The organism is Gordonia sp. 11cp (genome assembly GCF_057767225.1).
The window spans coordinates 3,259,520-3,273,811 of record NZ_CM173437.1 but is presented as its reverse complement, the minus strand read 5'-3'; the positions used below and the strand labels follow the sequence as shown (position 1 = coordinate 3,273,811).

Sequence of the window (14,292 nt, the reverse complement as noted above, 5' to 3'; positions counted from 1 at the left end):
GGGCTACCGGCAGTTCAAAAGAGTCGGCCTCACCACACAAAGGCGCCACCTTCGGCGATGAGCCGGTTCTCCTCGGGCAGGAGTTCCACGAGCGGACTAGTGCTCCGAGTAGCGACGATGATCTGCATCGGCGCCTCTTCTGAAACTTCCAGCAGCGCCGAGACCATGGTCGCCAGGTCCCCATCAGGCATCTCCTCCGCCGCTGGCGAGTCCAGAAGCAGGAACCCTGGATGCCGACCAATACTCTCGGCGTACCCGTGCTTGATGAGCGCTATCACCGTGGCGATCTTCAACCGCAGCTGCTCGCCGGGAGACACCGCGCCGTACGTGGACGGGTCTCCGTTCTGTCGCAACGTCATGTTCGCGGCCCCGTCAAGCCTGATATTGCTCAAGCTATCCGCCCCAAAATTCACGACAAGGCGCCCGATCTCGGCTGAGATCTTTGCGAGCAGCGGGTCCTGGTGGCCCTTTACCCACTCGCTGAGAACCCTCTGCGCGGCGTCGGCGACAGCCAGCTGCACCGAATCAACCGGAGATGAGGCCACCGGCGCGACCGGCTCAGCCAGAGCGTCGGCGGCGCCCTCAGCCCGCGCCAACTCGATGTCCAGTAGCCGACGGTCCTCTACGGCCGTCAACAGTGAAGCATCCAGGTCAGTCTCCGCGACGAGTTCGTCGTGAGTGGCCTGCAGCGAATTGATCTGGTCACGCAGACCCGCCATCACGTTCTCGACATCGACGCGCGCCTGCTCAAGCGCCTCGGTCTCACTCGTCGGCGTCTCGTCCCCGTCCTCGCCGACGGAAGCGGCCGTGGACTCGACCAGAGCGGTGGCGACACCGGCGTCGACGGAGTTCGCGACCACGACGTTCACCTCAAGCGCCTCCAAATTCAGGTCGCTGGTGCACACCGAGCACTTATGCTCGTCCGGCTCTGCAATACGGCGTTCATTGGTTACCGCCGCGGTGCAACGCGGGCACACCGTCGGCTCCATCTGGTGGAAGAACTTTGACAACAAGGCATGCTCGTACTCGGTGTGATGTCGCGCCTTCGCAGCCTTCAGCTGCTGCCGCACGGTGTCGGCGACCACAGCCCGGTCCAGCAGCTGCGTCTCCAGAGTGTGCATTTGGCGCACCAGGTCGCTGATCTTGGCGTTCGCCTCAGCCAGCTTCGCGGGATCTGGCACGCCGGCGGGGAGCGCAGCAATTTTCGCTTTGACCGCTTCCACAGTCCTCAACGCTTCGCCCCTGGAAGTCTCCATGGCCTCGGTCGCGGTCTTCGTCCGCTCTTGCGCAACCCTCTGCTGAGCCTCCAACGTCCCAGCGACCGTTGCAGCGGTCGCCAGCACCGGAACCCAGTCCGTTCCGATGAACATCTGCATCAGTCGGACGCTGAGGGTCGCCTCTTTGCCGATAATTGACTTCAGGTGCTTCGGCCGCACCCAAAGCGCGTTCACATACGACGGCCACCTGTGCGTCACAGGTTTTCCCGACTGCGATACTGCGAATGCTTCCAAGCGAAGGCGGTTCAACATGACCGAACTCATCGCGTCTTCAAACGACTCGTTGTCGAACGAAACGAGGAGTGTGCCAACGGTCTTATCGTCCTCGACAACCGTCACGGTTCCCGTGCTGACCTCACCGTTGTCGGCGTCGAAGGCAACCCGCAGCGTCTCAGCGCCGACGACCCAGTCGACCTCAACGTGCTCGATCCACCGCTTCACCGCAACCGAGAACTCCGCACACCGGCCAGAGAGCGACCACAGCAAAACATTCACGATGCTCGACTTGCCGCGCAAGTTGCTGCCCGACCCGACACCGTTCACTCCATCGATCGGTTGCCACGCGAAGTCAAACGGGACCAGGGCACGTACTACTGGCTCCTCATACTCGACGTCAGTGTCCCGGTCCTCACCATCATCAGTCGGCATCTCCGAGGTCTCGGCGTCCGTCGATGCGGCTGCAGCGTCCGCATCGACGTCCAGAAGCAAGTCTCCATCGCCGGCGTCCATCTCCTCTAACTCACAACCCTCGGCATCTGGATGCGACGGGTCCAGACGCTTGGTCCCCCGGAAGGACACCCGCGCCACTCGGAGATGAACTGGCACGCCCTTTGACGCCGACGTGGGGATACCCAGGTCTCCAAGGATGCTGTCCACCTCCCCGGAAGTGATCTCCAGCCGATTCTCCTTGCGCCGACGGCCGAGGACCTTGACGATCTCCTCAGCAAGCGAACTCACACGCCACCTCCAGATCCACCCGCTGTTGCGGTGGTATGACCATGCAGACGCTTCCGGACATGCTCAGCGATCGGCGCGATGTTCAAACCCAGCTCTGTGCCGGCATATGTCGCCTGCTCGTACTGACGTTCCTTCAACTTGCTACCGACCGTCTCACCAGCAACCAGCGCCACCAACGCGGCCTGCCGGGCGTACCAACCCAGCACCGCGTCGACTGCCAACTCCGCCACAGCGTCCGCGCCAGCCGCAGTCAAGAACAGCTGATTGCGATGGCTCTTCGTCCCGGGCTCACCAGACCGCCGGAACGTCGCCAACCCGTACGTCTCCAGCAGGGCCATCGCGTCATCGATCGCCTCGTACGCACCGTAGAACCACCGCGGCATCGGGTAGTAGTGCAGATCGGGCTCGGGGTCCTCCAGCAGCCCTCGCGCGATCTGAAGATACGAGTCGGTCAGCTCTCCCGCCTCGACTTGCGAGATGATCTCATCAGCCAAATAGTCCGGGTTGCGCATCCAGAAGTCCATCGCCTGCAAGCGCAGCTCGCTGCGCACGGCCTTCACCGCGGCTGGCGGATCACCGTTGGCCGCGGCCTCGCCCGTCTGGTCGAGGAGCACGAGAAGGCGGAGAGCATGCTGCGTGCGTGTGTGTGAGGGACGCTCAACGCCGGAGCCAGAACTGGCGGTCATCGTCCTCCTCCCGAGGCACCGTAAGGTGCAACGCTAGCTGCCGAGAGGGTAAGACCGTGAATCTCGAAGTGAATGGCGGCGTGTCGGGCGTCTGCAGGGAGTCAGAACCGAACGCGCGGGACCAAGATCCGGGATTTGTCTACTGTGCGCTCCTGTGAAGAGCTCGACCTCTGCTCGCATCCTTGTCCTAGTGACGGAGTCCAGCGGGTATCACGCGTGGTGGGCGGCTTCAAGCTGCTATGTCACCACCGAATGCGATTGCACAACCGCACGGCCCGAAGCTGGTCCAGGCCCACTACGGTGACGAGATCCGGCTGGGACCTGCACGAGGCCGAACAAGACCGAATCCGAGCCAGCCTGGACGCGATCGCGAACCGACTTGACGGGCTCGCGACCACCTACAGCAAGGCACCGCGGTGGGCTCGACCAGTTCCTTGGTGCCCTACCGACATCGGTGATCTGTAATCCAGAGTCCGCGTCCACCGTCGTCGCCCACGCCCCAGCAGCGAACCCTTGAGCCCGACCCGAATACAAAACTGCCCAGCTGTCACGGCGGGGCAGTTTGAACTTAGTCAACCTGTGTGGAGCTATGGGGAATCGAACCCCAGACCTACTCGATGCGAACGAGTCGCGCTACCAACTGCGCCATAGCCCCGGGAGGTCTCGCGACCAACCGCGAGCCACTTTATCAGCCCGGGGTCGTCGAATCCCAAACGGCCGGTCCGCCACTAGGCTGGACGCGTGCCCAAGATGTCTGATCAGCAGTTGGCCGGAGTTCTCGACAATGTGGTCGGGGTGATCAACCCCGTCCTCGATGCCCTCGCCGAGCGGGATCCGCTCGGGCTGAAGGGCCACACCTTCCACGACGACGACCATCCCGAGTCGCGTCTGCAGCAAGCCCAGCACGCCGCGGCGAAGGTGCTCGACGTCGCGGAATGGCCCGGCACCAAGGGCTGGTCCGAGCGGTCGATGCACAAGCGCGCGAGCTGGTGGGTGACGCGTATCGGCACCCTGAACACCGGTGCCGTGGCGTTCCCGGGGGTATTCGGGGTGTGGGCGAAGCGATTGCCGATCACCCCGTATCTCGGCTTCGCCAATCAGGCCATGGTGCTGGTCGCGATCGCCCGCGAGTACGAGGTCACCGACCGCAAGCGACAGGTCCAGCTGCTCGCGTCGGTGCTGTGCAAGCGCGACCTCACGAACCCGGACGTCACCGCCGGGTCCGGGAAGTCCCTGCCGTCCGAACCCAAGGAACGCGAGAGGTCGCTGTTCGCGGCGATCTGGGATGCGGCGAAGTTGCTCCGCGCGGTCGACGACGAATTCGAGAAGCGCCCGCAGCCGATGGCGCTGTTCCGCATGCTCGCCTACATCCCCGTCATCGGCGCTCCGGCGACCTATCTCGGTGAACGATTCGCGCTGTCGAAGGCCGCGAAAGCCGGTCAGGCGTGGCTGGATTCGCACGGCAAGCCGGCGCTGACCACGTAGCCGAAACCCTCGGCCCAGCAACAGTTCAGCAGTAGGTATCGGTGAGCGATACCTACTGCTGAACGAGGTTGTTGCGGAGTGCGTCTGCGCTGATCAGCCGACGCGGCGGTACTGCAGGTCTTCGCGGTCCATGCGACGACGCTGGAACGGCGGGATGTGGTCGAACACCGGATCCTCGTCGTCGATCTCGAGAACCGTTGCGCCACCGGGTCGCCGAAGTCGCGGAGGGGGCGGTGCGGCGGCGAACTCCGGGACCGAGGCTGCGCGTCGTCGACGCTCCTCCTCGGCGCGCGCCGATCGCTTGGCACGGGCCAGGCGCTGGGCCCGGATCTGCTGCTCGGTCTTCACCGCACGACGCAGGTAGGCGAGGTAACCCACCAGGAGCAGGCCGAGCACGCCGGTGGCCACCCAGCCGGGCGTTCCCACGACGAAACCTGCCGCGATCGCCAGCAGCACCAGAACGAACAACCCCAGCGTGACCCGCTGACGTTCCCGATACTTGAGCGCGCGCTCCGTCTCCGACGAGTAGATGCTGTGCCCGGAACGCCGGCCGCTCGACGAACGGGTCGCCGGACGGCTGTCCTCGATCTCGTCGAGCTCGGTCTCGTCGGCATCGTCCTCGTCGACCACCGACGGCGCCTCGGTGTGCCGCGAGCCACGGGCGTAGTCGTCGTACTCGTCTTCGTCGAGTTCGTCTGTCGCGTCCTCGTATTCGGAGTCGTCCGAGTCGTCCTCGTACTCGGCGTCCTCGGAATCGTCGTACTCGGCGGCGTCCTCGTCTTCGCTGTCGTCGGCGTCCTCGTACTCGGCATCCTCGACGTCCACGAACTCGTCCGCGTCGTCGTGCTCGTCGGCGGCCGAGATGCTGTCCGCCTCATCGTCGGCGATGTCCCCGTCGGCATCCGCGGAGGCGTCGCCGTTCACCGACTCGTCGTCGGCGACCTCGACCGCTGCGTCAACGGTGTCGGTGTCGGTGTCCACGGCTTCGACCGTCGGCTGTTCGACCTTCGCACTGCCGGACCGACGCACTCGGGTCGTGGACTCGGACTCGTCCGCGTCGTCCTCGTTCTCGACGTCGGCGTCCTTCTCGAGGGTCGCGGTGGCGCTGCGGCGCGAGGACTTCCACGACGGGTCATGTGGGTGTCGCGCGGACGACCGGCGTCGGCTCCCCGATGCGGTCGTGGCCCGCGACCCACCGCGATGCAGCAGTCGCGTCTTGCGCGCCGCGTCGGTCGACTTCAGGATCTGCGGACGCCCTTTGATGACCATCGGGACCAGCACGAAGAGCCAAACCGCGACGAGACAGACCCACAATACTGAGTTGGGCATGCGACTCTCCCTTCATTCACTCTGGTCACACGAGGCCAGTTCACAATCTAGGGCGGCGGAACGTCACCCCCGGGTAGACGCGCCGGAGCGGGAGCGAATCGGCTCTGTTTCACACGCGCCTCTCAGCAACACCGGCGCCGACGCGGTCAGTGCGCTCGAAAACGGGCGTCCACCGCGACGGCGATCTCGATGTCGTCGGTCCGCAGTTCGAGCGACGGCGACGGCGTCGGACCCGCGGCAACCGCCATCGGCATGGCCCGCCGCGGTGACGGCGGCACCCGCGAGGCCATGTCCGGATCGGAGAGGAGCACCGGTGTGACCGGCCCCCGCCCGACCGCGTCGGAATAGGCCTGCGCCTTGAGGATCGCGTCGTCGACGGCGGCACGTCGCAACTCTCGCTCGCGGTCGCGCCGGGTCTCGTCGCGCAGATCCCAGTCGATGTCACCGATCTCGACGGCGTCGACCGACGCCCAGACATCGATGAACTCCGACAGTTTCTCGAAGTCGACGAACTCGGCTTCGATCCGGATACGGGTGTTGTATACCGGTTCTCGCCGCTCACCGGTCTCGGAGTACGGACGGTATGAGTACACCCGTACCGAATCGGCGGACCAGCGGGCAACCCCGCCGGCCGACTCGTGGTCGGTGAGCGCCCTCGTCAGGTCGGCGTGGACCTCGACCGCCCGCGTGTAGACGGCCGGTTTGTCCGCACCCTCCACTCGGACCACGAGATGGATGATCCCGCGCTCGGGCCGGTAGCGCCCGCGAGCTTGGCCGCGGACCACGATCTCCAGGTCGTCGATGTGCTCGGTCATGGACGAGAGCCTAGGCGCCGACGTGTCGGCTCCGGACTACTGACCGACCAGCGCGGGCAGATCGCCGGATCTCACTGGAACGACGCGCGGCCGGCCCGGACCAGTGCCTCGGCCGCGCTGCCGGCCACTTCCTCGGCCGTGAGCGCGAACAGCATGTGGTCACGCCATCGCTTGTTGACGTCCATGTAGCGGAGCAACAGGCCCTCTTGCCGGAATCCGATGTTGGTCAACACCTTCTGCGACGCCTCATTGGCCGGTTGTACCGTCGCGTCGAGCCGATGCAGGCCGACGGCACCGAAGCAGTGGTCGACCCCGAGCGCCACCGCGGCGGTCGCGATGCCGTTGCCGGCGAAGTCCGAGTCGACCCAATAGCCGATCCATGCGGTGCGCACCGCGCCGCGCTGGATGTTCCCCACGGTCAGCTGTCCGACGTAGCGGCCGTCGAGTTCGATGACGAACGGCAGCAGCGCCCCACGCTTCGCCTCGGACTTCAGCACCGCGAACAGCGGCGGCCATGACCCCGGCTGATGGCGTTCGGCCCAGCTCCCCACGCCGGTCGGTTCCCACGGCAGCAGCGCGTTCTGGTTGCGGATCCGCAACTCACTCCACGTCTTGGCGTCGCGCATCTTCACGGGCCGCAGGGTGACCATGCCGGTGCGGGTGCGCAGCGGCCCGAGAGTTGCCGGCCAGCCCGGGCTTCCCTGATTGCCGCTCAACCACCTGAACACGAGGAGAAGTTTATGCGCTGTCACACCGACGCCGGCATGAGACCTGCATCTCGTGCCGGGTGGCTTCGACTCGACTCAACCAGCGGGGAGTGAGCGCACACGACGTCCGGCCTCACCCGCGTTGCGCGAGGAAGGCAACCTCCACCTCGTCGCCGGTCCCCATCTCCTCGACATCGGGGTCGACCATGATCAGACAGTTGGCCTCGGCCAGTTCGGCGAGCAGGTGCGACGACCCGGTCGGTGACGCCCCGAGCACCTGAACGAGGTAGTCGCCCGACCGTTCGTCGCGCATCAGCTGCCCGCGCAGATAACCCTTGCGACCGCGGACCGATGCGATCGGTCCGATGGTGCGCGCCTTGATGATCCGCCGCATCGGTTGCCGCTTGCCCAGCGCGATCCGGATGAGCGGGCGGACCATCACCTCGAAGGTCACCAGTGCGCTCACCGGATTGGCGGGGAGCAGGAACGTCGGAACCTCGTCGCGTCCCAGGCGGCCGAAACCCTGGACCGATCCGGGATGCATCGCCACCCGCACGATCTCGAGGTCGCCGAGATCGGCGAGTGCGTCGGCGACGGCGGTCGACGCACTGCCCCCGACGGCACCGCAGATCACCACGATCTCGGAGCGGATGAGCTGCGCCTCCACGACTTCCCGCATCCGCGACGCATCGCGCTCGGCGATGCCGACGCGGTTGACGTCGGCCCCCGCGTCCCGGGCGGCCGCGGCCAGCGCATAACTGTTGACGTCGTAGATCTGACCGGGTCCGGGTGTGCGGTCGATGTCGACGAGCTCGCTGCCGACCGAGATGACCGACAACCGAGGCCGGGGGTGGACCATCACCCGCGCCTGGCCGACGGCGGCGAGGAGCCCGACCTGGGCCGGGCCGATGATCGATCCGGCGCGGACCGCGACGTCGCCCGGCTGCACGTCGTCGCCGACCCGCCGGACATAGTTGCCGCTCTCCACGCCGTGTCCGATCTTGACCTTCTGATCGCCCCCGTCGGTCCAGCGCAGCGGAACCACCGCATCGGCGAGCGTCGGCATCGGGGCCCCGGTCTCGACGCGCACCGCCTGACGAGGCTGCAGTCGCGTCGGCGTACGGGAGCCCGGGCCGACCTCCCCGACCACCGGGAGCGACACGATCATCGGCTCGCCGGCTTCGAGGTCGACCAGCTCCGCGCCGTTGGCGTCGAAATCCTCGAGGTCCTCGGGAGCGAGCACCCCCGCCAGGCCCACGTCGACCGCACGCACCGCGTAGCCGTCGATCGCCGCCTGATCGAATCCGGGCATCGGGTGCTCGGTGACGACCTCTTCGGCGCACATCAGGCCCTGCGCCTCGGAGATCGCGACGCGCACCGGTCGCGGCGCCACCGCCGCCGCGGTCACCAGCGTCAGATGATCCTCGACAGACCGCATCTCACCGCTCTTCCCGTCTCAACCGGTCAGCACACCGGAGCGCGCGGACGACAGCCGTCGGCACGTCGTGCACTCGATACAACACGTCGGAAACGTTATCGAGCAGTCCCGGCCCGGCGTGCGAGGCGCGCGGACGCACTCCTCGATCGCGGCGCGGACTCAGCTGTCGGCGAGGCGCTTCTCGAGCCACTCGCGCAGATCGGGACCGTAATCGTCGCGATCGAGCGCGAAGTCGACCGCAGCCTTCAGGTAACCGCCGGGGTTGCCGAGATCGTGCCGGGTGCCGTGGTGGACGACGACGTGAACCGGCTCGCCCTCCTCGATGAGAAGCGCGATGGCGTCGGTGAGCTGGAGTTCACCGCCGGCCCCGGGTTCGATACGCCGCAGCGCGTCGAAGATCTTGCGGTCCAGGATGTAGCGGCCCGCAGCGGCGAGGTTCGACGGCGCGTCCTCGGGTTCGGGCTTCTCGACCATGCCCTTGAGGCGCATGACGTTGGGGTTGTTGGCATCGGGCAACGGCTCGACGTCGAAGACGCCGTAGGCGCTGATCCGCTCCTCGGGGACCTCGATGGCACACAGCACCGACCCACCCCGGCGCTGACGTGTGCGGGCCATGACCTCGAGGACGCCGCCGGGGAGCACCAGGTCGTCGGGCAGCAGGACCGCGATCGCGTCCTCATCGTCGTCGAGATAGCTCTCGACGCAACCCACCGCGTGTCCCAGGCCGAGCGGCTTCTCCTGCACGACCGAGGCGACCTCGAGCAGGTTCGGCGCCTTGCGCACCTTGGCCAGCATCGACTCCTTGCCGCGCGTGGCGAGCGTGTTCTCCAGGACGAGGTCCTCGACGAAGTGGGCGACCACACCGTCCTTGCCCGGCGAGGTCACGATGAGCAGACGGTCGGCGCCGGCCGCCTTGGCCTCTTCGGCGACGAGCTCGATGCCGGGGGTGTCGACGACCGGCAACAGCTCTTTGGGAACCGTCTTGGTCGCCGGAAGGAACCTCGTGCCCAACCCGGCTGCCGGAACGACCGCGGTACGCGGGATCGGCGGAGTGTTGGGTACACCGTCGTACTCACTGAAACCAGATTTATCCGTCGCACTCATGAATCCACCCTAGGACAGGAGCCGATTGTCGGCCGGACAGACGGCGGTGACCGGGACCTCATCGCACGTGATCCGACGGTCGGATACAGTGCTGGCGTCCGGGCTGTCACCGCCGGGGCGCACACGACACCGGTGTCGAGACGACGCGAAGGACGGTCGGGTCTTGCCAACGCTGAAACAGCAACTGCGACAAGAGATCGAAGAGCGACGCTCGCGTCGCTCCGAGGCCGAGCGAGACCGGTCCGCGGCGGCACTCGCCGAGTGGATGTATGCCTGTCCGTTTCGTCTGGAGTACGACGTCACGGTTGCCGCCCATGTCCCGGTGGGCAACGAACCCGGCTCGAATTCGATGCTCGACGCACTCGTCGACCGCGGCGTCTCGGTGCTCGTCCCGGTGGTTCCCGAGGGCGGTCCCGCACCGTTGGACTGGGCCCCCTACACGGGACCGGACTCGTTGACCTCCGGGCGCTGGGGGCTTCTCGAACCGTCGACCGACCGGGTCGGCGTGACCGCGATCCGCGCGGCGTCGGTGATCCTCGTACCTGCGCTCGCCATCGACAAGAGCGGGGTGCGACTCGGACGTGGCGCCGGGTACTACGACCGCACCCTCCACGGGCTCTCGGCAGACCTCGTCGGTGTGGTCTACGACGACGAGGTCGTCGACTCACTGCCGTCCGGCGACCACGACGTGCCGGTCGGCTGGACGCTCACACCCGGAGACGGGTTCCGCCGGCTCGGCTGATCGACGGGTACAGCAGAACCCGGGCGGTGTCGTGGCGACCCGGCCCGGGTTCTGCTTGCCGATGTTGGTGCGGCGCCCTCAGGCGGGCGTCGCCGCCTTGGTCTCGCTCTTGGTCGACGACGAGCTCGACGTGTCCGACTTCGTGCTGCTCGACGAGCTGTCCGACGAGGAACTCGACGACGAGCTGTCCGACGAGGACGACGACGTCGAGGTGTCCGACGACGATCCCGGACGCGAGTCCGTGCGGTAGAAGCCGCTTCCCTTGAACACGATGCCGACCGAGTTGAACAGCTTGCGCAGTCGACCCGCGCACTGCGGGCACTCGGTCAACGAGTCGTCGGAGAAGGACTGGACGATGTCGAACTTGTTGTCGCACTCCGTGCAGGCATACGAGTAGGTGGGCACCGAAACCTCCGAAAAGTCAGTAAACGCTGACCAGTGTAACCGACTTTGGCACTCACTCATTCCGAGTGCTAAGCGACGGGTGTGACGGGTTCCCACCTGCGGGGTCATCCCCCGATGACGTCCTTGTCGATGTCGGGGATGTCGTCGCGGTTCATGTCCGGATCACGGACTTGGCGGGCGTCCCAGCGGAGCAGGATCGCGGCCAGGATCGCCGAGACCACCGAGCCGACGAGGATGGCCGCCTTGGCCGCGGCGGCGTGATCGTCGGAGCCGCCCTCGAAGCTCAGTTCGGCGATGAGCAATGCGACCGTGAACCCGATGCCGGTCAGCAGACCCACCGGCAGCAGGTCGCGGATGCCGATCGAATCGGGCAACCGCAGTGGCGTGAACGTCGTCATCAGCCACGTCGAGCCGAGGACACCCACGAGCTTGCCGACGACGAGACCGACGACGATGCCGATCGACACCGGCTGCACGATCGATTCCTCGCCGCCGACGACGGTGACCCCCGCGGCGGCGAACGCGAACACCGGCAGGGCGAGCGCGGCCGAGTACGGGCGGACCGCGTCGTCGAGCCGCTCGGTGCGCGGTTGCTTCTCGCCGCGGATCGCGACGGCCGGCACGACGAAGCCGAGCAGCACGCCGGCAACGGTCGCGTGCACCCCGGAGGCGTGCATCAGGGCCCACGCGACGACGGCGACCGGGATGAGAACCGGCCACCACCGCCACGCCTGCCGCACCAGCACGGCGAAGAGGGCCACCGCGGCAAGGGCGGCCGCCAGCATGACGAAGTCGATCTCATCGGTGTAGAAGGTCGCGATGACGATGATGCCGAGGAGATCGTCGACGACGGCAAGCGTCAGCAAGAACGTCCGGAGAGCAAGCGGCAGGCCGCGGCCGAAGATCGCGAGAACCGCCAGGGCGAAGGCGATGTCGGTGGCGGTCGGGATCGCCCAGCCGCGCAACCCCTCGGGGTCGCCGATCGCGACCACGACGACGTAGCAGAGCGCGGGGATGACCATCCCGCCCACCGCCGCCGCGATCGGCACGCCGGCGAGTTTCAGGTCCCGGAGGCTCCCGGCGACGAACTCGTGTTTCAGTTCGACTCCGACGACGAAGAAGAAGATCGCCAGCAATCCGTCCGACGCCCAGTGCGCCAGCGAGAGGTGCAGGTGGAGCGACTCGGGTCCCACCTCGACGTGTAACAGGGCGTCGTAGGTCTCCCGCCACGGGGAGTTGGCCCAAACGACGGCGACTGTGGCGGCCACGAGAAGCAATGCCCCGCTGGTCGTGTCGAGCGCGGCCCAGCGCCGCGCGCGGGTCGCCCGGCTGATGCCGCCACCTGGTGTCTCGTCGGTCATCCTGCTCCTCTGGTCGGACAGACAGATCATCTCGACGCCGCCCGCACCGGGCAACGGCCGACCAGACTTCCCGGCACACCGCCACCGATTCTCCCACGCAGCACCCCGGCCCGCCGCGCCGCTGCCGGCGGCGAACGCATCCCCAGGAGAGCCACCGAACCCGGCGGTTGTCCACAGCCCCGCACCGAGAGCCGACGACCACCGGGCACGGACCTACCGTCGCCCCATGCCTCCCGCGTCGACGCATCCATCCCGTGCCTCGCTGGCCCCCCGCCTTCGCGACCGGCTGGGGTCCGCACTGCGACCGGGCTGGACCCGCAACCTCCTGGTCCGTCGCGTCGCCGCGGCGGCCCTGGTCGTCGCCGCGGTCGTGGTCGGGGTTGCCGGCACCCGCACCGACGGCGATGTCGAGGTCCTCGTCGCCGCTCACGACCTGTTGCCCGGTCAGGTCGTCGAGTCCGGTGACGTGCAACCGCGGAGGGTCGCTGGCACGAGCGTCCCCGACGGGGTCCTGACCGATGCGGCGCCGGCGGTCGGGCGGACGGTGACCGGACGTGTCCGCGCCGGCGAGATGCTGACCGACACGCGGTTGCTCTCCTCGCATCTGCCTGCCGACCTGACCGGGATGCGCGATGCCCGCCTCGTGCCGATCCGGCTGTCGGACGACGCGGTGACGTCGCTGCTCCGTCCCGGCGATGTGGTGGATGTGTTGACCGAGGAGGCAGAAGTACTGGCGCGGCGGGCGGTGGTCGCCCTCCACGGCGCCGATTCGCCGTCGGGCGGCCTCGCCCCCAGCCGCACGACAGCCGCCCCGGTGCTGCTCGCCATGGACGCCGCATCTGCTCACCGGGTCGCGGCGGCCGGGCTCGACACGTCGCTCGCGGTCGTCCTGCACTGAGCGCACACGCCGATCGCGGCGTGACGACACAGCCGCGCGAATCAACTCAAATGGATCGGTTCCTTCACGATCGTGGATAGGGTAGTACGAGCTCGCACAGCGCATGTCGGATTTGCTCCGATCGTGCACAGAATCGCCGGACAAGAGCAGGACATCACCGAAAAGAGGCCGCACACCGTGCTCAAGGGATTCAGGGACTTCATACTCAAGGGCAATGTCGTCGAGCTGGCAACAGCGGTCATCATCGGCGCGGCGTTCACCGCGATCGTCACCGCCTTCACCGACGGCATCGTCCAGCCGATCATCAATTCGATCCCCGTGGGCTCCGACGCCGCGCAGGGACTCGGATTCCAGATCACGGACAACCCATCGACATTCGTGGATCTCGGCAGCGTCATCACGGCCGTGATCAACTTCCTGATCATCGCCGCAGTGGTGTATTTCATCATCATCCTGCCGTACAACAAGCTCGCCGAGCTGGGCGGCTTCGGCAAGAAGGCGGAGGTCACCGAGATCGCGCTGCTGTCGGAGATCCGCGACCTGCTCGACCCCGAGGGCACCTCGAAAGCCAAGGCGGAGGCCGAGAGTGACCTGCCGGCGCATCTCACCGATCCGGCCGGACCGGTCGGCGACTCCTACGGTCCGCCATCAGGTTCCTTCGCGCCGTACGAGGCACCTGCCGGAGCCGGTACCACACAACGCATCTCGACTCCCCCGTCACCCCAGGGTCCGCCCTCGCGCCCGAATCCCCCGCAATCCGTTCCGCCCCAGTCGGGTCCGCCCCAGTCCGCTCCCCCGCAGAATCGCCCTCCGCAGGGACCGCCGCCGGGCGGCCCGTCCGGACAGCCGTATCCCACACCGCAGCCCGCGCCCGGTAGCTATCCGCCGCCCGGGAACTATCCCGGTGCCGGCAACTACCCGCCCCCCGGCCCCGGCACGGGCTACCCCGGTGAGCAGTACCCGGGCGACTTCCCGGGTGAGGGCCCGGATGCGCCGGGCCGCCACTCGCGCTGACGGCGGGCGCGGTCTCCCAGGAAGCTGACAGCCGGAACCATTCGAACCCGAAGGTTGGCTCCCTACTTTGGGAT

The 14,292-nt window shown here is 67.2% G+C and carries 13 protein-coding genes and 1 tRNA gene; 4 read left to right on the top strand and 10 right to left on the bottom strand.

Features of this window, described 5'->3' with window-relative positions:
* Positions 1-29 precede the first annotated feature (29 nt).
* The 3 genes from AC3B6C_RS14645 to AC3B6C_RS14635 form a co-directional block, all read right to left on the bottom strand.
* Positions 30-2,234 carry a hypothetical protein gene (locus tag AC3B6C_RS14645; protein WP_488373282.1) on the bottom strand — a complete coding sequence of 735 codons (2,205 nt, stop codon included), beginning with the start codon at positions 2,232-2,234 and terminating at the stop codon, positions 30-32.
* Positions 2,231-2,920 (bottom strand): hypothetical protein, encoded by a 690-nt coding sequence (locus AC3B6C_RS14640; protein ID WP_488373281.1) that lies wholly within the window; start codon positions 2,918-2,920, stop codon positions 2,231-2,233. The genes AC3B6C_RS14645 and AC3B6C_RS14640 overlap by 4 nt, the downstream gene beginning before the upstream one ends.
* Before the next feature lie 582 nt (positions 2,921-3,502).
* Positions 3,503-3,575: transfer RNA gene (locus tag AC3B6C_RS14635), tRNA-Ala, on the bottom strand.
* An 86-nt stretch (positions 3,576-3,661) separates the two neighbouring features.
* Between AC3B6C_RS14635 and AC3B6C_RS14630 the strand changes: the two genes are divergently transcribed.
* The gene (locus AC3B6C_RS14630; protein WP_014925903.1) at positions 3,662-4,405 is read left to right on the top strand and encodes a hypothetical protein; all 744 of its coding nucleotides are present in this window, start codon (positions 3,662-3,664) and stop codon (positions 4,403-4,405) included.
* Positions 4,406-4,498: 93 nt separating this feature from the next.
* Here AC3B6C_RS14630 and sepX read toward each other — a convergent pair whose 3' ends face one another.
* From sepX to AC3B6C_RS14605, 5 genes are all read right to left on the bottom strand, one after another.
* Entirely contained in the window at positions 4,499-5,734 is a 1,236-nt protein-coding gene (gene sepX, locus AC3B6C_RS14625) for a divisome protein SepX/GlpR (protein ID WP_488373280.1), read from the bottom strand.
* A gap of 146 nt (positions 5,735-5,880) precedes the next feature.
* Complete coding sequence (locus AC3B6C_RS14620; protein ID WP_488373279.1) at positions 5,881-6,549, bottom strand: SIMPL domain-containing protein; 669 nt, start codon at positions 6,547-6,549, stop codon at positions 5,881-5,883.
* A 71-nt stretch (positions 6,550-6,620) separates the two neighbouring features.
* The gene (locus AC3B6C_RS14615; protein WP_044506179.1) at positions 6,621-7,277 is read right to left on the bottom strand and encodes a GNAT family N-acetyltransferase; all 657 of its coding nucleotides are present in this window, start codon (positions 7,275-7,277) and stop codon (positions 6,621-6,623) included.
* A 112-nt stretch (positions 7,278-7,389) separates the two neighbouring features.
* Positions 7,390-8,694, bottom strand: coding sequence for a molybdotransferase-like divisome protein Glp (gene glp, locus AC3B6C_RS14610; protein WP_010843484.1), 1,305 nt, complete (start codon positions 8,692-8,694; stop codon positions 7,390-7,392).
* A 159-nt stretch (positions 8,695-8,853) separates the two neighbouring features.
* Positions 8,854-9,798, bottom strand: coding sequence for a UTP--glucose-1-phosphate uridylyltransferase (locus AC3B6C_RS14605; protein WP_010843485.1), 945 nt, complete (start codon positions 9,796-9,798; stop codon positions 8,854-8,856).
* A gap of 163 nt (positions 9,799-9,961) precedes the next feature.
* On the opposite strand from AC3B6C_RS14605, the gene AC3B6C_RS14600 reads away from it, so the two are divergent.
* Positions 9,962-10,540 (top strand): 5-formyltetrahydrofolate cyclo-ligase, encoded by a 579-nt coding sequence (locus AC3B6C_RS14600; RefSeq protein WP_010843486.1) that lies wholly within the window; start codon positions 9,962-9,964, stop codon positions 10,538-10,540.
* Positions 10,541-10,618: 78 nt separating this feature from the next.
* Here AC3B6C_RS14600 and AC3B6C_RS14595 read toward each other — a convergent pair whose 3' ends face one another.
* Both AC3B6C_RS14595 and nhaA read right to left on the bottom strand, forming a co-directional pair.
* Complete coding sequence (locus tag AC3B6C_RS14595) at positions 10,619-10,945, bottom strand: FmdB family zinc ribbon protein (protein WP_193363233.1); 327 nt, start codon at positions 10,943-10,945, stop codon at positions 10,619-10,621.
* Positions 10,946-11,049: 104 nt separating this feature from the next.
* Entirely contained in the window at positions 11,050-12,306 is a 1,257-nt protein-coding gene (gene nhaA / locus AC3B6C_RS14590; protein WP_488373278.1) for a Na+/H+ antiporter NhaA, read from the bottom strand.
* A gap of 226 nt (positions 12,307-12,532) precedes the next feature.
* Here nhaA and AC3B6C_RS14585 point away from each other — a divergent pair, with 226 nt between their 5' ends.
* Positions 12,533-13,204, top strand: a complete 672-nt coding sequence (locus AC3B6C_RS14585) for an SAF domain-containing protein (protein WP_488373277.1) — start codon at positions 12,533-12,535, stop codon at positions 13,202-13,204.
* A 177-nt stretch (positions 13,205-13,381) separates the two neighbouring features.
* Positions 13,382-14,218 carry a large conductance mechanosensitive channel protein MscL gene (mscL, locus tag AC3B6C_RS14580; RefSeq protein WP_035717788.1) on the top strand — a complete coding sequence of 279 codons (837 nt, stop codon included), beginning with the start codon at positions 13,382-13,384 and terminating at the stop codon, positions 14,216-14,218.
* Positions 14,219-14,292: the final 74 nt, after the last annotated feature.